At 75.9% G+C, this 18,782-nt stretch carries 10 protein-coding genes; 2 read left to right on the top strand and 8 right to left on the bottom strand.

What is annotated here, in order from left to right:
• Positions 1-102 precede the first annotated feature (102 nt).
• On the top strand, positions 103-3,981 hold the full coding sequence (locus ACIRBY_RS09100; RefSeq protein WP_403898148.1) for a multifunctional oxoglutarate decarboxylase/oxoglutarate dehydrogenase thiamine pyrophosphate-binding subunit/dihydrolipoyllysine-residue succinyltransferase subunit: 3,879 nt from the start codon (positions 103-105) through the stop codon (positions 3,979-3,981).
• Between the two features lie 102 nt (positions 3,982-4,083).
• Here ACIRBY_RS09100 and fxsT read toward each other — a convergent pair whose 3' ends face one another.
• From fxsT to ACIRBY_RS09065, 7 genes are all read right to left on the bottom strand, one after another.
• Positions 4,084-7,086 carry an FxSxx-COOH system tetratricopeptide repeat protein gene (fxsT, locus tag ACIRBY_RS09095; protein WP_403898145.1) on the bottom strand — a complete coding sequence of 1,001 codons (3,003 nt, stop codon included), beginning with the start codon at positions 7,084-7,086 and terminating at the stop codon, positions 4,084-4,086.
• A gap of 137 nt (positions 7,087-7,223) precedes the next feature.
• Entirely contained in the window at positions 7,224-8,768 is a 1,545-nt protein-coding gene (locus tag ACIRBY_RS09090) for an aKG-HExxH-type peptide beta-hydroxylase (RefSeq protein ID WP_403898142.1), read from the bottom strand.
• The gene (locus ACIRBY_RS09085) at positions 8,765-10,045 is read right to left on the bottom strand and encodes an FxsB family cyclophane-forming radical SAM/SPASM peptide maturase (RefSeq protein ID WP_403898139.1); all 1,281 of its coding nucleotides are present in this window, start codon (positions 10,043-10,045) and stop codon (positions 8,765-8,767) included. Before ACIRBY_RS09085 ends, ACIRBY_RS09090 begins: the two co-directional genes overlap by 4 nt.
• Positions 10,046-10,192: 147 nt before the next feature.
• On the bottom strand, positions 10,193-10,393 hold the full coding sequence (fxsA, locus tag ACIRBY_RS09080) for an FxSxx-COOH cyclophane-containing RiPP peptide (RefSeq protein ID WP_366452523.1): 201 nt from the start codon (positions 10,391-10,393) through the stop codon (positions 10,193-10,195).
• Between the two features lie 95 nt (positions 10,394-10,488).
• Positions 10,489-14,688, bottom strand: a complete 4,200-nt coding sequence (locus ACIRBY_RS09075; RefSeq protein WP_403898134.1) for an SAV_2336 N-terminal domain-related protein — start codon at positions 14,686-14,688, stop codon at positions 10,489-10,491.
• A 6-nt stretch (positions 14,689-14,694) separates the two neighbouring features.
• The gene (locus ACIRBY_RS09070; RefSeq protein ID WP_403898131.1) at positions 14,695-15,705 is read right to left on the bottom strand and encodes an AAA family ATPase; all 1,011 of its coding nucleotides are present in this window, start codon (positions 15,703-15,705) and stop codon (positions 14,695-14,697) included.
• A 46-nt stretch (positions 15,706-15,751) separates the two neighbouring features.
• Positions 15,752-17,815: a trypsin-like peptidase domain-containing protein gene (locus ACIRBY_RS09065; RefSeq protein ID WP_403898128.1), complete on the bottom strand. Its 2,064-nt coding sequence runs from the start codon at positions 17,813-17,815 to the stop codon at positions 15,752-15,754.
• Between the two features lie 137 nt (positions 17,816-17,952).
• On the opposite strand from ACIRBY_RS09065, the gene ACIRBY_RS09060 reads away from it, so the two are divergent.
• Complete coding sequence (locus ACIRBY_RS09060; RefSeq protein WP_018102711.1) at positions 17,953-18,138, top strand: DUF6104 family protein; 186 nt, start codon at positions 17,953-17,955, stop codon at positions 18,136-18,138.
• A gap of 120 nt (positions 18,139-18,258) precedes the next feature.
• On the opposite strand, the gene sodN is transcribed toward ACIRBY_RS09060, so the two are convergent.
• Entirely contained in the window at positions 18,259-18,654 is a 396-nt protein-coding gene (gene sodN, locus ACIRBY_RS09055; protein WP_007266490.1) for a superoxide dismutase, Ni, read from the bottom strand.
• Between the last annotated feature and the right edge of the window lie 128 nt (positions 18,655-18,782).

The raw sequence follows: 18,782 nt of genomic DNA, 5'->3' as shown, positions 1-18,782 counted from the left end.
GCGCGACGGAAGTCCCGCCCGGCCTGCATTGCACCGCCGGGGAGGCGTAGCCTTTATTCCCGCTGTCCATACCTTGTGAAGCGGAAGAGGGCGGTTGCCGCCGTGTCGCCACAGTCCCCCAGTAACCCGAGCACCACGACCGACGCAGCAGAGGGCGGGAAGACCCCTGCCTCAGGCTTCGGCGCGAATGAGTGGCTCGTCGACGAGATCTATCAGCAGTACCTCCAGGACCCGAACTCGGTCGACCGGGCCTGGTGGGACTTCTTCGCCGACTACAAGCCGGGGGGCGCTGCCGCTCCGGTGAAGGCGGACGGTCCCGAGAAGTCCGCGACGACGGATGGCGCCTCCGCACAGGCCGCCACCGCCCCCGTCGCGCTCCCGCAGGCCGCCGACGCCGCCACGGGGGCGGCGCCCGCCGCGCCGGCCCCCGCCGCGACCACTCCCGTGTCAGCTCCTTCCCCTGCTCCTGCCACCCCCTCTGGTGCCCCTGCTGTGACTGTCACCTCCCAGGCCCCGGCCGCCGCACCGGCCGCGCCCGCCCCTCAGGCCGCGGCTCCGGCCGCCACCACCCCGGCTCAGAAGGCCGCGCCCGCCACCGAGGCCCCCCAGGGCCCCGAGCTGGTGACGCTCCGCGGTCCCGCGGCCGCCGTGGCCAAGAACATGAACGCCTCGCTGGAGGTGCCGACGGCCACGTCCGTGCGCGCCGTCCCGGTGAAGCTGCTGTTCGACAACCGCATCGTCATCAACAACCACCTCAAGCGCGCCCGCGGTGGGAAGATCTCCTTCACCCACCTCATCGGCTACGCGATGGTGCAGGCCATCAAGGCCATGCCGTCGATGAACTACTCCTTCCAGGAGAAGGACGGCAAGCCGACCCTGGTCAAGCCGGAGCACGTGAACTTCGGCCTCGCGATCGACCTGGTCAAGCCGAACGGCGACCGCCAGCTCGTCGTCGCCGGCATCAAGAAGGCCGAGACCCTGAACTTCTTCGAGTTCTGGCAGGCCTACGAGGACATCGTCCGCCGCGCCCGCGTCGGCAAGCTGACGATGGACGACTTCACCGGCGTCACGGTCTCCCTGACCAACCCCGGCGGCCTGGGCACCGTCCACTCCGTGCCCCGCCTGATGCCCGGACAGTCGGTCATCATGGGCGTCGGCTCCATGGACTACCCCGCCGAGTTCCAGGGCACCTCGCAGGACACCCTGAACAAGCTGGGCATCTCCAAGGTCATGACCCTGACCTCGACCTACGACCACCGGGTCATCCAGGGTGCGGCCTCCGGCGAGTTCCTGCGCGTCGTCGCGAACTTCCTCCTCGGCGAGAACGGCTTCTACGACAGCGTCTTCGAGTCGCTGCGGATCCCGTACGAGCCGGTCCGCTGGATGCGCGACATCGACGCGTCCCACGACGACGACGTCACGAAGGCCGCCCGCGTCTTCGAGCTGATCCACTCCTACCGGGTCCGCGGCCACGTCATGGCCGACACCGACCCGCTGGAGTACAAGCAGCGCAAGCACCCCGACCTCGACATCACCGAGCACGGCCTCACCCTGTGGGACCTGGAGCGCGAGTTCGCGGTCGGCGGCTTCGCCGGCAAGTCGATGATGAAGCTCCGCGACATCCTCGGCGTGCTGCGCGACTCGTACTGCCGCACCACCGGCGTCGAGTTCATGCACATCCAGGACCCGAAGCAGCGCCGCTGGATCCAGGACCGCATCGAGCGCGCGCACTCCAAGCCGGAGCGCGAGGAGCAGCTGCGCATCCTGCGCCGCCTGAACGCGGCGGAGGCCTTCGAGACCTTCCTGCAGACGAAGTACGTCGGCCAGAAGCGCTTCTCGCTGGAGGGCGGCGAGTCCGTCATCCCGCTGCTCGACGCCGTCATCGACTCGGCCGCCGAGGCCCGCCTCGACGAGGTCGTCATCGGCATGGCCCACCGCGGCCGCCTGAACGTCCTGGCGAACATCGTCGGCAAGTCGTACGCGCAGATCTTCCGCGAGTTCGAGGGCAACCTCGACCCGAAGTCCATGCACGGCTCCGGCGACGTCAAGTACCACCTGGGCGCCGAGGGCACCTTCACGGGCCTGGACGGGGAGCAGATCAAGGTCTCGCTCGTCGCCAACCCCTCGCACCTGGAGGCCGTGGACCCGGTCCTGGAGGGTGTCGCCCGCGCCAAGCAGGACGTCATCGGCAAGGCCGGCACGGACTTCACCGTCCTGCCCGTCGCCCTGCACGGCGACGCCGCGTTCGCCGGCCAGGGCGTGGTCGCCGAGACCCTGAACATGTCGCAGCTGCGCGGCTACCGCACCGGCGGCACCGTCCACGTCGTGATCAACAACCAGGTCGGCTTCACCGCCGCCCCGGAGTCCTCGCGTTCGTCGATGTACGCGACCGACGTGGCCCGCATGATCGAGGCGCCGATCTTCCACGTGAACGGCGACGACCCGGAGGCCGTGGTCCGCGTCGCGCGGCTCGCCTTCGAGTTCCGCCAGGCGTTCAACAAGGACGTCGTGATCGACCTCATCTGCTACCGCCGCCGCGGTCACAACGAGTCGGACAACCCGGCGTTCACGCAGCCGCTGATGTACGACCTGATCGACAAGAAGCGCTCGGTGCGCAAGCTGTACACCGAGTCCCTCATCGGTCGCGGCGACATCACGCTGGAAGAGGCGGAGCAGGCGCTCCAGGACTTCCAGGGCCAGCTGGAGAAGGTCTTCGCGGAGGTCCGCGAGGCCGCCACGCAGCCCGCGGGCGCCGCCGTCGCGCCGGCGCAGACCGCGCAGGAGTTCCCGGTCGCGGTGAACACCGCGATCTCGCAGGACGTCGTCAAGCGGATCGCCGAGTCCCAGGTCAACATCCCCGAGGGCCACACGGTCCACCCGCGTCTGCTGCCGCAGCTGCAGCGCCGCGCGGCGATGGTCGAAGACGGCACCATCGACTGGGGCATGGGCGAGACCCTGGCCTTCGGCTCGCTGCTGATGGAGGGCACCCCGGTCCGCCTGTCCGGCCAGGACTCCCGCCGCGGCACCTTCGGCCAGCGCCACGCGGTCCTCATCGACCGGGAGACCGGCAACGACTACACGCCGCTGCAGTACCTGTCGGACGACCAGGCCCGCTACAACGTCTACGACTCGCTGCTCTCCGAGTACGCGGCCATGGGCTTCGAGTACGGCTACTCGCTGGCCCGCCCGGACGCGCTGGTGCTGTGGGAGGCCCAGTTCGGTGACTTCGTCAACGGCGCGCAGACCGTCGTCGACGAGTTCATCTCCTCGGCCGAGCAGAAGTGGGGCCAGACCTCCGGCGTCACGCTGCTGCTGCCGCACGGCTACGAGGGCCAGGGCCCGGACCACTCGTCCGCCCGCCCGGAGCGCTTCCTGCAGATGTGCGCGCAGGACAACATGACGGTCGCGATGCCGACCCTGCCGTCGAACTACTTCCACCTGCTGCGCTGGCAGGTCCACAACCCGCACCACAAGCCGCTCATCGTCTTCACCCCGAAGTCGATGCTGCGCCTGAAGGCCGCGGCGTCGAAGGCGGAGGAGTTCACGAGCGGTTCGTTCCGTCCGGTCATCGGGGACACCACGGTCGACCCGAACGCCGTCCGCAAGGTCGTCTTCTGCGCGGGCAAGGTCTACTACGACCTGGAGGCCGAGCGGGAGAAGCGCGGCATCACCGACACCGCGATCATCCGCATCGAGCGGCTGTACCCGCTGCCGGGCGCGGAACTCCAGGCGGAGATCGCCAAGTTCCCGAACGCGGCGAAGTACATCTGGGCGCAGGAGGAGCCGGCGAACCAGGGTGCGTGGCCGTTCATCGCGCTGAACCTGATCGACCACCTCGACCTGGCGGTCGGCGCGGACATCCCGGCGGGCGAGCGCCTGCGGCGCATCTCGCGTCCGCACGGCTCGTCCCCGGCGGTGGGCTCCGCGAAGCGCCACCAGGCGGAGCAGCAGCTGCTGATGAACGAGGTCTTCGAGGCGTAGTCGCCGACGCGACCTGCACGAAGGAGGAAGGCCCGGCCCCCCAGGAGGGGGGCCGGGCCTTCCGGCGTACCGCGGCACTCCCCGGCCTCGCCGGCGGGCTGGTTACGGCTGCGGTTCGAAGTCCCAGTAGGGCCTGGTCTGCTGGCGGGCCGAGACCGTGTGGACGTGCTGGGGGCCCAGGGTGCGGGTGAGGGCCTTGAGGCCGGCGTCCTCGTGTTTGGCGGCCTCCGCGTCCTCCCGTACCGCGCGCAGGTCGGCGGCCAGGGCGATCTGGGCGCTGAGGGCCATGGGGTGGTCGGGGCCGAGGACCTGTTCGGTGGCGCGCAGGGTCTCGCGGCTGAGGTCCAGGGCCGAGTCCAGGCGGCCGGTGATGTTGCGGTGGCCGGTGGCGTTGAGGGCGCAGCCCAGGGTCCAGGGGTGGCGGTCGCCGAGGGCGCCGCGCATGCCGACCAGGGCCTGTTCGGCGAGGCTCAGGGCCTCGGCGCGTTCGCCCTGGGCGCGCAGGACCAGGCCGAGGTTGCCGACCGTGCCGATGCTGTACGGGTGGGCGAGGCCCAGCTGCGACTGGTAGCCGCGGACGACCTCCTCGGAGATCCGGCGGGCCTCCTCGATGTCCCCGTACTCGCGCAGGTAGGTGGCGTAGTCGGAGGCGACCATCAGGGTCCAGGGGAACTCGGCGCCGAACACGCGGGTGGAGCGTTCCAGGACGCTGCGCAGGCGGGCGCCGGCGCCGGGGATGTCGCCGGTGCGGCGCAGGCACTGGCCGAGGTTGTGTTCGGCGCGCAGGGTCTGCGGGTGGTTGGCCCCGAGGACCTGGACGTGCAGTTTGAGGCCCTGTTCCTGGCGGGCGAGCGCCTCGCGGTAGCGGCCCATGAGGCGCAGGCCCATGGCGCAGCCGATGCCGGAGGAGAGGGTGGCGATGTGCCGGACGCGCAGCACGCGTTCACGGCGGCGCAGGGTGTCCAGGTCGGTGTCGTAGGCCTCCTGGTAGCGGCCGAGCAGGCGCAGGGCGACGGCGACGTTGTTCTGGGCGTTGAGGGTGGTGGAGTCGTCCTCGCCGAGGAGTTCGCGGTAGCTGGCGAAGGCGTGTTCCAGGAGGGTGCGGGCCTGGTCGAACTTGGCGGTGCTGAGCAGGACGCCCGCGTAGGTGCTGGTGGCGCGGAGGGTCTCCAGGTCGCGTTCGCCGCGTTCGGCGACGAGCCGGTCGGCGACCTGGCGGGCGAGGGCCTCGGCCCGGCGGAAGTGGCCGAGCATGCGCAGGGCGCCGCCGTAGTGGTAGCTGAGTTCGCGGACCTGGTCGTGGTCGTCGCCGAGCATGGCCCGCCAGACGCCGTCGGTCTGTTCGGCCAGGCGCAGGCAGGTGCGGTACTCGCCGGCGAGGATCAGGAAGCGCAGGCAGTGCAGCAGGAAGTTCTGGATGCGGGGGTTGCTGCTGGTGAGCACCCCGGCGGGTTCCAGGTGGGGGATGAGTTCGGCGTAGCGGGGCCACAGCCGGGAGTCGGTGGGGCGGCCGGGGTCGGCGGCGGCGAGGACCTGGCGGACGGCGCGGGAGAGCTGGTCGGCCTCCTCCTCGGCGAGGTTCTCGCGGACGATGTTGTGGACCATGCGGTGCAGCTGGACGGTCTCCAGGCCGCCGCCCTCCTCGACGGACAGGTCGGAGTACTCCAGGCGGACGACGGAGAACTGGACGAGTTTGTTGAGGGCGGCGTTCCAGCGGATCTGGTCGTTGACGATCCCGGCGAGGTGTTCGGGGACGTCCTCGGCGGGGAACTCGCGCAGCAGGCGCAGCGGGACCCGGCCGGGGGCGAAGAACACGAACAGGCGCAGCAGGGCGAGGGCGTCGGGGAAGTTCTCGCGGACGTTGTTGAGGAGTATCGCCAGGGCGGTCGGGAAGGGCAGCGGGTAGTCGTCGGAGAGGGTGACGGCCTCGTGGGAGTCGAGGCGGCGCTGGAGGAGGGCGAGGTACTCGCCGACGCCGAGCGGGGAGTCGGCGAGCCAGCCGGCGGTCTGGTCGAGGGCGAGGGGGTAGTCCTCCAGGGCCTCGGCGAGCTGGTCGGCCTCCTCTCCGGTGAGGCGGCGGGCCCGGCGGCGGATGAAGGTGACGGACTCCGGGCGGGCGTAGAGGGGGACTTCGACGAGGCTGGTGTGCCGGGCGGCCCATTCGCGGTTGCGGGAGGTGATGATGACGTCGCCGGCGCCGGAGGGCAGCAGGTCGGTGAGGTCGTCGGGGTTGTCGCAGCCGTCGAAGACCAGCAGCCAGCGGTGGTACGGGGAGCCGCGCCGCAGTGCCTCCAGGACGGCCCGGATCTGCTCGCCGTAGCTGCCGGCGCCGCGCGGCAGGCCGAGTTCGACGGCCAGGTCGGCGAGGCGTTCGCGAAGGGTGGGGCGGTCCTCGGCGGGGACCCACCAGACGACGTCGTACTCGGAGGCGAAGCGGTAGGCGTACTCGGTGGCGACCTGGGTCTTGCCCACGCCGGACAGTCCCAGGAGGGTGACGGTGGAGGCGCCGGGCGGGGCCTCGGTGAGGGCGGCGCGCAGGCGGCCGATCACGTCGTTGCGGCCGGTGAAGCGGGGATTGCGGCGCGGGACGCGGCCCCAGATCTCGGGCGGGTCGTTGGGGAAGCGGGGGCCGCGGCGGCCGCTCTCGGTGCCGATCCGGTCGGTGGGCAGGTCGAGGCGGCGCAGGACGCGGTACTCGGCCTCGTAGGCGTCCAGGCCCCACAGGTCGGCCTTCTCCAGGGCGGCGACGGCACTGGGCAGCGGGGCGTCGGTCAGGCAGACGGCGGCGAACCGGTCGGGGTGTGCCTCGGTGACGGTGCGCAGGGCCGCGTTCCACTCCTCGTCGGTGTGGGTGCCGACGGAGAAGTAGCGCTCGCTGAGGACGACGAGGACCTTGCCGCCCGCACGGGCGAGGTCGTCGAGGGCCTCGGTGATGCCGGGGCCGGTCTGCGGGTCCCAGCGCTGGAGGGCGACGCGGTGGCCGTGCTCCTCCAGGCGGTGGGCGATCCACACCGCCCAGGGGCGGTTGAAGCCGGCGAAGCTGATGACGAAGCGCTGGGGCTGGGCGGCTCCGTCGCGGTCGTGACGCGTACCGGTACCGGTCATGCGGCCGTCTCCCTGGGGTGTCCGTGCGGCGGTGGACGGGTGCGGGGCGGTGCGGGGGCGCTGCCGCCGGCGGTGGTACCGGGGCGGCAGGGCCGGTGCGAGGGGCGGGCTTGAAAGGTACCGCAGCGGACGGCCCGTCAGGCCCCTGCGAACGGCGCGAGTTCGGGGTGTGCCGCGCACCAGGCGCGGCGCTCGCGTTCGAGGGCGCGGCGGGCGGTGGCGTGCTGGTCGCCGGGCGGCGGCAGCTCGTCCATGGCCCGCTCGGCCTCGGTCATGCCGTCGACGAACTCCCGTCCGGCGGGGGTCAGTCGGGCGTGGGCGCGCAGGACGGGCAGGACGGCGGCCACCTGGGCGCGGATCCGGGCGTGCTGGGCCCAGGCGCCGCGGGCCCCGTAGAGGGCGGCGCGCTGCCAGTAGCCGGCCAGGGCCAGGTGGGCGTACGTGCCGTGGAGCAGCCCGTCGAGGGGGCGCGGGTCGGGGCGCCAGGGGGCCCAGTGGCGGGGGGTGCGGTCGGCGGTGTGGAGGGCGAGGACGTCGGTGAGGGCGGCCAGTTTGCCGTGCTGCACCTCGTGGACGAGGGTCGCGGCCAGCGCGGGCGGGGACTGGACCCGGGCCAGGACCGCCCCGGCGGCGGCGGGGAGGGTGGCACCGCTGGAGCGGGAGCCGCCGCCGAGGGGGACGACGCAGCGCAGCAGGCGGCCCGCCTCGTCGGCTCGGGCGGAGTCGTAGCGCTCCAGGAGGGTGAGCGCGCCGGTCCACTGGGTGTCCCAGCGCTTGTGCCCCTTGGGGGTGAGCCGGCGGGCCGGTCGGACGGGCGCGGGGTGGCCGGCGGCGGGGGCGCGGTAGGGGTCGAGGTCGTCGAGGGAGGTGCGGCCGCCTGGCAGGGGGTGGAGCGGGAGGACGTCGGAGGTGTCCCAGGAGCGCTCGGTCAGGGCGAGCGGGCCGGGCCGCTCGGGGCGCAGCAGGCCGAGGGTGGGCAGGGCGAGGCGGCCGTGGGCGGGCCGCAGGGTGGTCTTGAAGCCGATCCCGGCGCGCAGGGCGGCGGCGGCCGCGAGGGCTCCGAGGTGCCCGAGGTCGGGGGCGGGGCCGTGCGGGGCGTGGAGCCGGCGCAGGGTCTCCTCCGCCCACACCCCGGTGGAGGGGTAGTGCAGGACGTCCCGAACGGCGTCGGGTTCCTGCCGCTCGGCCTCCTCCAGGAGCTCCCACCACTCCCCCGCCTCGCTCCCGGGGGCGGCGTCGAGCACGGCCCGCAGCAGGAGCAGCCGCTTGGACCGGCGGATGTCCCCGACGAGCCGCAGCCCTTCGGGCGAGGGCTCGGTGGAGGCGAGGCCGCGCAGGAGGCGGGACCCGACGGAGAACCGCGCGAGGACGGCGGGCGGCCCCTCGGGGCCGTCGGGGGCGGGTCGTACGAGGGGCCGCGCCGGGCCGGCCGACTGCGCGGGGACGCCCGGGCGGGCCCCGGGCGGGGGCCCGGCTCCGTGCGGGGGCTCGGCGGGCTGCGGCGGGCCGGCGGGCGCCGGTGCCTGCGGCGGGCGCGCCTGCTGGGCGGGAAGCGGCGGGCGCCCCCCGGGCGGGGCCCCGGCGCCGTGCGGGGGTTCGGCGGGGGCCGGGGGGCTCGGCGGGCGGGGTGGGTCGGCAGGGCTGGTGGGGCGGGCGGGGTCGGGCGGTGCGGGGTGGGTCATGAGGCGGCCCGTTGGGTCGTGGCGGCCGTGTGGACCGCGCGGGCGATGTGGCGGATCAGGGTCTGGAGGTCCGCGCAGTACACGGACGGCTGCTGGAAGCCCTCCCCCTCGCGGTAGCGGTGGGGATAGTGGCCGCCGCCGCAGACCTCCACGAGCTCGCAGCCCCGGCAGCCGGCGGCGAGGGCGTCGCGGCCGAGTTGGCGGGCGGCGAAACCGGGGTGGTCGAGGAGGTCGTCGAAGCTGTGGGTGTCGAGGGTCATGCCGGTCGCCGCGGCCCCTTCGTAGGCGGACTTCAGGGAGTCGGCCTGCTCGATGCTGCCGTCGGTCTCCACCACGGCGGTGGTGGCGGGGGCCAGGCCGAGGCTCTCGGTCGCCGCGGGCAGGCCCAGCAGCAGCGCGATGACCTCTTCGAAGATCCGGATGCGGGTGCGCCGCGCCCCGTCGTGCCACCAGCGTTCGAAGACGGCGATCAGCCAGTCGGCGTACGGGGTGCCGGGGGCCGGTCCGGTGCGGCCGGGCGGCGGGGTGCTCCAGTTGGCCAGCGGGAGCAGCAGGCCGATGGCGGGCGGCGCGAACGCGAGCAGGGACTCGTACGTCTCCACCGGGTCCTGCGCGATGTCGGCCACGCACAGCACCCCGGCGTAGCCGGCCGGGTGCCGGGCCAGCAGCCTCAGGCCGCGGGCGGCCGCGCCGAAGCCGGGCCGGCCTGCGTGGTCGACGCGGCGGGCGTTGTGGGCGGGGAGCCCACCGTCGAGGCTGACGCCGATGCGGATCCCGGCGGCGGCCAGGGCGGCGATCCTGCCCCGGGTGAGCAGGGTCGCGTTGGTCTGCACGCTCGCGGTGACCCGGGTGCGGGGCGAGCGGCGGGCCAGCGCGGCCCGTACCGCCTCGACGGGAGCGGCCAGTTCGGCGGGGGCGGCGAGGAGGGGCTCCCCGCCGTGCAGGACGAGGTCCACGCGGGGCAGTTCGTGCGCGGCGGCGTGTTCGGCGATGCGCTCGGCCGCGCGCCGGGCGGTGGCCGGGGCCATGGCGGCGGGGCGGGTGCGCCAGCTCTGGTCGGCCATCTCGTAGACGTAGCAGTAGGTGCAGGCGAGGTTGCAGCGGCTGTGGGTCTTGAGCACGAACTGCGCCACGGGCTGCGGCAGATGGCCGGCGGCGCGCAGGGCGGGGACGTCGAGCCGGGCGTACGGCCAGGGGGCGTGCCGGGCGTGGGCGGCGAGGCCGGCGGGGGTCCGGTGCGCGGGCAGCGCGGGGCCGCTCGTGGTCGCTCGGCTCATCGCCCGTGCCTCCTCCCCCGGACGGCGGTGGGGGGATCCGGCCCCCGGGACGGTCCATCCCTGCCCTCCGGACGGCCCCGGCTAACGGCGGAAAGTGGTCAACTCCGGGCGGTACGGACCCGTGCCGCGGCCCTGCCGGGGGCGGGATCAGGCGACGCCCGAGTCGAAGGCGTTGAGGATCTCGGCCGGATGGGTCACCCGCTCGACGAGGCCCTCGATGACCTCGGCGAGCACCGGATGGGCGATGCCGCGCAGGGCGGCCAGGTCGAGACCGGAGAGGTCGGGGAGCTGCCCGGCGCAGGGCCGGGGGTCGGGGGGCGCGGCCACTTCCTGACGTCCGGTCACCATGGGCTGCCCGTCCCCCTGTCGCACCGTGGAATGTGGAATGTGGTGGAATGCCGTGGTCCACTGCCCTTTCCCGCGGTCCGGCGGGGGGAAACGGCTCATCCGCCGCTCTCCAGGGCGTGGATCCGCGCCCGGAGGGCCTCGGCGCGCTCCCCGTCGGGCAGGCCCTGGCGCTGCCACAGCTCCAGGGCGGCCCGGTACGCGTCCAGGGCCGCGCGGGGTCTGGCCAGGCGTTCCAGGACCCCGCCGCGCAGTTCCTGGACCCGTGCGGCGAGCCGGAGGGCGGCGGCGGTGTCCCCGGGCGCGTCGTCCGGGCCGGTCCCCAGGGCGGCGCGCCAGGCCCGCCGGTAGGAGTCCGCCGCCCGGTCGAGCCGGTCGGCGGTGCGGGTGTGGAAGTGGATCTCCTGCTGCACGTCGCCGTGGTCGCGCCAGGCGCGGGCCCGCTCCAGGGCGCTGCGGCTCTGCCGGACGGCCAGCTCCAGCAGGTACTCGGCCTCGCGGAGGTCGACCAGGTCCCCCTCGTACGTGTGCCGCAGCCGCAGCCCGGAGGCCAGCCGCAGCAGCCGGTACGCGGCCCCCGGGTCGGACTGGGCCACCGCCGCCCGGCTCTCGCGCAGCACCCGTACGGCGGTGGAGGCGAAGCGGCGGCCGTCGGCGGCGCGGGCCCGCTCCAGGAGCACGTCGCCCCACTCGGGCAGCAGTTCGGCGTAGGCGTCCCCGTCGCGGGGGATCAGCCGCCGGGCCCGCCCGTACGCCTCGGCGGCCTCCTCCAGGGCCGCGGGCTCCCCGTCGCGGGCGTACCGGGCGCGGTGCACGCGGGCGAGGCACAGCAGGGCGGCGAGCCGCAGCTCGGGCTCCCCGACCCCCTCGTCGAGCGCCCGCAGCAGCTGGGCCCGCGCCTCCTCGAGCCGCCCGGGCAGGTACCGCAGCGCCCCGGCGAGCTCCACGCGCACCCGGGCGGTCCGCCGCGCCCGCTCGGCTCCCCCGGGGGCGGTCCGGGCCCGTCCGGCCCTGCCGGCGGCGGGGCCGGACGGGCCCCACCCGGCGTCCGTGCCGGCGGCGGGAAGGCCGGCGTCGTCGTCCGTGCCGGGCCCCGTGATCCCGCCCGAGCCGGGCCGGACGGAGGAACCGGCACCGTCCCCGGGCCCGGGACACTCATGGGCCGGGGCGGCCCCGCTCCGCCCGACGGCGCCGGGGCCCGGTCCAGGTTCGGCGCCGGGTCCGGGCCCAAAACCGGTGCCGGTGCCAGGTCCGGGGCCGGGGCCAGGTCCGGGGCCGGGGCCAGGTCCGGAGCCAAGTCCGGGGCCGGGGCCGGGGCCGGAGCCAGGTCCGGGGCCGGAGCCGGGCCCAGGGCCGGAGCCGGATCCGGTGGCGGTGCCAGGTCCGGATCCGGTGGCGGTGCCAGGTCCGGTGCCGGTGCCGGTGCCAGGTCCGGATCCGGTGCTGGTGCCAGACCCAGGCCCAGGCCCAGGGCCGGGGCCGGAGCCAGGGCCGGAGCCAGGGCCGGAGCCGGAGCCAGGGCCGGAGCCGGAGCCAGGGCCGGGGCCAGGGCCGGGGCCAGAGCCAGGGCCGGAGCCAGGGCCGGAGCCGGAGCCAGGGCCGGAGCCGGAGCCAGGGCCGGGGCCAGGGCCGGGGCCAGAGCCAGGGCCGGGGCCAGAGCCATGCCCGGTGCCGGCGCCGGGGCCAGGTCCGGGGCCGGGGCCGGGGCCGGGGGCCGCGTGGTCGTGGGCCCCGCCGGTGCCGGTGGGGGTGGACCCGGTCGCGCCCGCCCCCGCGCCGGTGCCGCCGGGAGCCGGGGGCCCGAGGGTGCCGCCGGCCCGGCCGCCGGCGCTCGCGCTGGCCGGGCCGGCGGCGGGAGGGGCGTGCGGGGCGGGGGCCGCTCCGGGACCGGCGGGGCCCGGGCGGGGGTGCGGGACGGGGGCCGGCGCCACGGGGTCCGCCTCCAGGGCGGCGAGGGCCGTCGCCAGGGCGGTGGCCGCGCGTTCCGCCAGGGCCGTGCGCTCCGCCGGGTCGGGGGTGCGGGCCAGGAGGGCCAGCAGGGCCCCGCCCAGGGCCAGCAGGACGTCCGGGTGCGCGGTGCCCGGGTCGGCGGCCAGGGGCTCCAGGGCGGCCAGGGCCTCGTGGAGCGGGCCGACGTCCGCCCGGAGTTCGCCCAGCCGGACCAGGGTCCGGGCACGGCGCACGGCGCAGTCCACCCGCAGGTCCCCGTCCTGCGCGGCGGCGGCTCCGGCCGCGGCGAACTGCCGGGCGGCGGCGGCCAGCAGCGGCTCCTCGTCGGGGCCCGACGCCAGGGCCCGCTCGTACAGCACCCGGCCCAGCGCCGCCCACCCCACGGCGGTCCGCAGCCCGGTCACGGCCCGCTCGGCCTCGTCGAGCAGCTCCGGGTCCCGCTGGGCGGCCCACAGCCGCAGCAGCACCCCGGCCAGTTCGGCCTCGGCCTCCTCCGGCGGGTCCTCGGGCCCGGGCGGGACCGCCACGGCCCGCCGCAGCAGTGCGGCGGCGTCGTGCAGGTGGCGCGCGTCGCCGTCGGCGTCGCCGAGGGCCAGCCGGTCGCGCGCCGCCCGCACCGACGCGGCGCGGCCGGCCGGCACGGGTGCGGGCACCGGCTCCGGCTCCTCCTCCGGGGGCCCGGGCAGGTAGCGGCGCACGACCTTCGCCGAGACCTGCGCGAAGGCCTGCGGCAGCGGCCCCGCCGGCGCCTGCTCGCCGTCCTCGCCGTCCTGCGCGGGCTCCGCGGCCGGGGCCCCGGTCAGCTGGGAGACCGCGAGCGCGGGGAAGTTGCGCACGCCCCGGCCGAAGTGCGCCAGGACGTACTCCGAGCAGTGCTTGAGCACCAGCGCGGCCTCGTCCCGCCCCAGCGGCCCCAGCAGCACGTCCTGCACCCCGGGTACGAACTCGTACCAGGGCCCGGACGCGGCCCCGCTGCGCCGCAGCAGCCCGCTGAGCAGTACCTCGGCGAGGTCGGACGGCTCCGAGTCGGGCAGCATCGTCCGCTGCACCAGCCGCATCACGGGCAGGGTCAGCGGCGCCGCCGACAGGTACACGGCGAGCTGTACGGCGCCGGGCGCGGCGGAGGAGCGGAAGCGGTGCACCAGCTCGCGCGGGGGCCGGGCGGTCGCGGGCAGCGGCACGGGGGCGGCCGGATGGCGGGCCAGCACCCGGCCCACCTCCGCCGGTACGGGCCCGGAGCCGAGGCCGGCGACGAGCCGGGCCCAGGCGCCCAGCGCGCTCGGGCTCGGCGGCAGCACGGGCACCGTCAGCCCGCCGGTGGGCCGCCCGGGGCGGGCGGGCCGGTCCGGGCGGAACCGCAGCCCCGGCCCGCCGCGCGCCGCGCCGGCCCCGCCGCCCGGGGCCCGCTCCAGCACCCCCCGCTCGGTCGGCAGCCAGCTGCGGCCCCACAGCCGCTGCGGCAGGGGCTGGACCACGACGCAGGGGGCGCACTCGGCCCAGCGGTGCAGCAGCCGCTGCGCCTCGCCCTCCCGCCACACCGGTCCGGCGCAGTCGGAGACCACCATGGTCAGCGCCCGTCCGGTGGGGTCGCGCAGCTGGTCCCCGGAGCGCACCCCGGCGGCCGGCGAGGGGCCTCGGCCGACGGCGGCGGTGCCGTCGGGGAGCCGGTGCAGGTAGTGCACCTGGACGTCCCGGAAGGCGCCCAACCGCTCGCACACCGCCCGCAGTTCGTCGAACATGTCCTGCCACACCGCCATCGACGGGGAGGCGTCCATCACCAGCCGTACGGTCGCCTCGCGCCGGCTCTCGGGCCGGAAGACCGGCAGGACCAGCCCGAGGGCGCGGGCGCTGGTCTCGGCGGTGGCGGGCTCGTCGAGGACGGTGCGGGCGGGCGGGCCGGGCGGCCTGTGGCGCTGGAGGGCGCGCAGGGCCCGCTGGATGTCGAGTATCCGGGGCAGCGCGGCCGCCCCGGGCACCCGTACGGGGACCCCGGCGACCGGGACCTCGGCCTCGGGGGGTTCCAGGGCTCCGGCGGGGTAGAGCCGGACCGGGTCCTCGTCCCCGTCGTCGTCCTCCCGCACCCGGGCGGGCGGCGGCTCCCCGGCGTCCTGCGGGGGGCTTCCGGCGGCGGGCCGCCCGGGCGGGGCCTTCGGCCGGGTCCGGGCCGGCGGCGGCTCCTGGCCGGGGCCGTCGCCGGGCGCCGCCGCGCGGGCGGCCTCCCGGGTCCGCCCGGCCAGCCACAGCGCGTCGGCGAGCTCCTCGGGGGACGGGTCGAGCCCGGCGGCCCGGAGCAGCCCGGCCAGCGTGCGCAGACCCGCGGCCTCGTGGTCCGCGTGCTCTCGGGGCACCGGCCCTCACCTCGGACGGTCGAGGCGCTGGATGAGCAGGTCCGCGAGGTCCTCCCGGCTGGGCGGTGAGGCGTAGTGGGTGAGGTAGATGGCGTTGAGCAGCTGGTCGGCGGCGACCAGCTCGGAGCGCGAGCGGCTGAGGAACTCGCGGATCAGGTCCGCCCCGAGCTGGGCGGCCTCGTCCCCGAGGTGGGCCCGGACCATGGTGGCGAGGCGCTTCTCGCCGGGCTGGGCCAGTTTGAGCTGGATGCAGCGGCGCAGCAGGGCGGCGGGGAAGTCCCGTTCGCCGTTGCTGGTCAGGATGATGAAGGGGAAGGCGCGGCAGCGGACCCGCCCGTCGCGGACGGTCGCCCTGGTCCCGTCGTCGGTGAGGACCTGCACCTCGGGCTCGGAGTCGGCGACGCGTTCGAGCTCGGGGAGGGTGAACTCGCCCTCCTCCAGCACGTTGAGCAGGTCGTTGGGGAGGTCGATGTCGCTCTTGTCGAGCTCGTCGACGAGCAGGACGCGCGGGCGCGCGGTGGGCAGCAGGGCGGTGCCGAGGGGGCCGAGCCGGATGTACTTCCCGATGCCGGGGGCGGGCCCCGCCCCTCCGCCGCCGGCGGCGATCTGCACGTCCTGGAGCCGCGCGAGGGCGTCGTAGCGGTAGAGCCCCTCCTGGAGGACGGTCCGCGACACCACGGGCCAGCGCAGCACGCGGCCGAGCTTCAGCTCGTGCGCGACGGCGTGCGCGAGGGTGGACTTGCCGGTGCCGGGGTAGCCGGTCACCAGCAGCGGCCTGCGCAGGTAGAGCGCGGCGTTGATGGCCTCCAGCTCCTCCGGCTCGGGCCGGTGCAGTTCGGCGGCCTGCCGGTGGGCGCCCAGCCGGCGCGCGACGTTCCCGTCGGGGGCCGCGGCGGCCGCGCCGGGCTCGGCGACGGGCCCGCCGTCGAAGTCCCGCCAGGGCGGCGGGTCGGGCAGCGCGTCGATCCCGTCGTGGGGCTCGCCCACGCCCCGGTAGATGAGCCATTCCTCGTTCACTGCCGCTCCCTCCCGCGCCTCAGCCGCTCATTCCCGGGCCCCCGCCTCACAGATCCCCCTGGAGCGGCTCGTCCTCCGGCAGGGCCCGGTCCGGGTCCTCCCAGACGAGGGCCAGCCCGGCCGCCCAGTACGCGTCGGGGTCCGCTCCGTGGGCCCTGCGGCGCAGGGCCTGGAGGCGCTGCGGGAGCACCGCGCCCCGGCCCGCCTCGGCGAGCTCCTCGCGCAGCCCCCGGTGGAAGGGGGCGCACGAGGCCCCCGGGTCGGCCGGGGGGCGCCGGCACAGCACGGCCCCGTACCCCGCGTCCCGTACGGAGTGCAGCGCGCCCAGCGTCGGTTCGGCGGCCGGGTCCCGGCAGAGCACCGGCACGGTGGTGTCGGCCAGCCCCTCCAGCCAGCCCGGCGACGGGCTGCGGGGGCGGCCGCGCGCGCAGTCGGCGCGCTGGTCCAGCAGGGGTCCCGCCTGCACCCGGGCCCAGCGCGCGTCGGCGGCGGGGCCGCCGGCGCCGTCCGGGTGGCGGAACACCACCGGCCGCTGCACCCCCACCGGGATCCCTCCCGAGACGGCCCACTCGTCGACCGCGAGCCCGAACAGCCCGGGTGCGACCGCCACTTCGAGGAGCGCCGCCGCCTCGTGGGTGTCGCAGCGGCGGAACCCCTCGGCGAGCGGGGCCCGCAGCAGGTCGGGCAGTCGCGCCAGGGTGGCCCGTACGCCGGCGGCGACCGGGGTGACGCGGCCGGGGCGGGCGGGGCCCGCCAGGACCGACACCCGCCAGTCGTAGACGTCCTCCCAGCCGTGCGCCCAGGCCTCCAGCAGCACGGACGGCCCGGACGGCAGGCCAGCCGGCCGGCGGGCGCGGCCCAGCGCCGCCTGCCCGGCCGCCAGACGCCTGCGGCGCTCCCGCTCGTCCAGGCCCCGTTCGTGCCGCTCGGCGAGCTCCCGGCGCAGCGGCCGCCACAGCCGTTCGGCGGTGGTCCGCACCCAGTCCCACAGCTCCTCGTCGGCGCCGGGCGCGGGCGGCTCGCGGTGGTCGGCGACGCTGACGCCGGTGGCGTAGCGGAGCGCCGCCGCGGCCTCGCCGCCGGCGCCGGGCGGATCGTGCAGCAGTCCGAGGCCGTCGCGCCAGCTGAGCGGGGCGGGCAGGGTGGTGTCGGGTTCCTCGCCGCGCGCCTGCTCGGCGAGCTCCCGTACGGCCTCCGAGGAGCCGGGCGGCGGAAGTTCGGCGAGCAGCCCGCACAGGGTGGTCCGCTCCCCGGGGGTGAGCCGCCCGCGCCCGCCGTAGGGGTCCGCCTCCCCGAGGAGCAGGACGTCGTGCACGTCGGTCCAGGTGCGGCGGTTGTCGAGGTCGCTGAGGTGGCGGTCGTAGTGGTAGAGGTCGTGGGCCTGCATGACCCGGCGGTAGAGCCCGGTCCGGCCGGTCGCGGGCATCGGCAGGGTGCGCAGCTGTGCCACGGACACGGCGAGCCCGCCGCCGCCCGTGTGCCGGCGGGCCTTGACCACGCCGACGACCTCGCCGCGGGCCAGGTCGACCACGGGGCCGCCGGACATCCCGGCCTCGATCTCGTCGTCGTCGCCGAGGCGGATGGCTGCCCCGTTGCCGGCGAGGCCGCGCAGCCGGGTGGTGCGGCCGGTGATCTCGCGGATGCCGAGCTCCTCGGTGCAGCCGAAGTAGGCGGCCTCGTCGAGCCGGGGCCGGGCCCGGTCGGTGAGCCAGACGCAGGTGTGGGTGACGGGGGCGAGGACGCGGACCAGCGCGAGGTCCGGTAGGTCCCACAGGGCCCTCCGCCCGGGCCGGCGCTCCTCCAGGCGCTCGGGCAGGACGCACTCCACCCGCCCGGTGACCGTCCCGGTGGTGGTGGTGTCTCCCCCGGGGAAGAAGCTGATGCCGACCTCACGCCCCGCCAGACGCACCCCGGCACCCCCTTCACCGACGACGTGCGCGCACGTGAGGACCCAGCCGGGGGCGATGAAGAAGCCGCTTCCCCAGGTGGGTCCGGTTCCAGCGCTGTCATACCCGCCCGGGGCCGCGTGGACGCGTACCGTCGCGGCCCGGACCAGGGGCTCCAGGAGCTCGAAGGCGCGCGCGGATCCGGCCGTGCGCCCGTCCGGCATCCCGTGACCCCCTTCTCCCGCACGTCCCAGCGGGTGCGTCCACGCTAGCGCCGGGGGCGGGACATCGGGAGGTGTCGCCGGGGACCCGGCTTATCCTGGCGGGAAACACCCCATCCCGACACGGCACGGAGCCCGACTTGTACTTCACCGATCGCGGCATCGAGGAGCTGGAGAAGCGGCGCGGCGAGGAGGAGGTCACCTTCGAGTGGCTCGCCGAGCAGCTGCGCACCTTCGTGGACCTCAACCCCGACTTCGAGGTTCCGGTCGAACGCCTGGCCACCTGGCTGGCGCGGCTGGACGACGACGAGGACGAGGACGAGTAGTCCGGACGGCGGCCCCGGGGCGCGCGGCGACCAGCGCGTGCGCCGTCCGGAGCGGACGACCGAGGGGCCCGACCGCGTGCGGTCGGGCCCCTCGGTGGTTCTGCCGGGGGAAGGCCTGGATCAGGCGGCCTTGGTCTCCCAGAAGATGCGGTCGATCTCGGCGATGAGCTCGAGGGCCTTGGCGCCGGTCGCCGGGTCGTTCGACGCCTTGGCGGCCGAGAGGGCCTTCAGGGTGTCGTTGACCAGCGTGTGCAGCTGGGGGTACTTCTCGAAGTGCGGGGGCTTGAAGTAGTCGCTCCACAGCACCGAGACGTGGTGCTTCGCGAGCTCGGCGCGCTGCTCCTTGATGGTGATGGCGCGCGCGCGGAAGTCCGCGTCCTCGTTGGCCTGGTACTTCTCCTGGACGGCCTTGACGGACTCGGCCTCGATGCGGGCCTGGGCCGGGTCGTACACGCCGCAGGGCAGGTCGCAGTGGGCGGAGACCTTCACCTTGGGGGCGAAGAAGCGGGAAAGCATGGAGTGGGTCCTCCTCGTGATCGTCTTCTCAAGGGTGGAGATTACTCGCTGAGAAGACGGAATTCGCGGGCGCCCCCATGGGCTTAGGACAAAAGTCCAGCCTCCGCCGAGGAGCGGTGAGCGAACCT

This window comes from Streptomyces sp. NPDC096136 (assembly GCF_044763325.1).
Lineage (GTDB): Bacteria > Actinomycetota > Actinomycetes > Streptomycetales > Streptomycetaceae > Streptomyces.
Note: the sequence above shows the minus strand (reverse complement) of the source record. Positions and strands in the feature narration are given on the sequence as shown.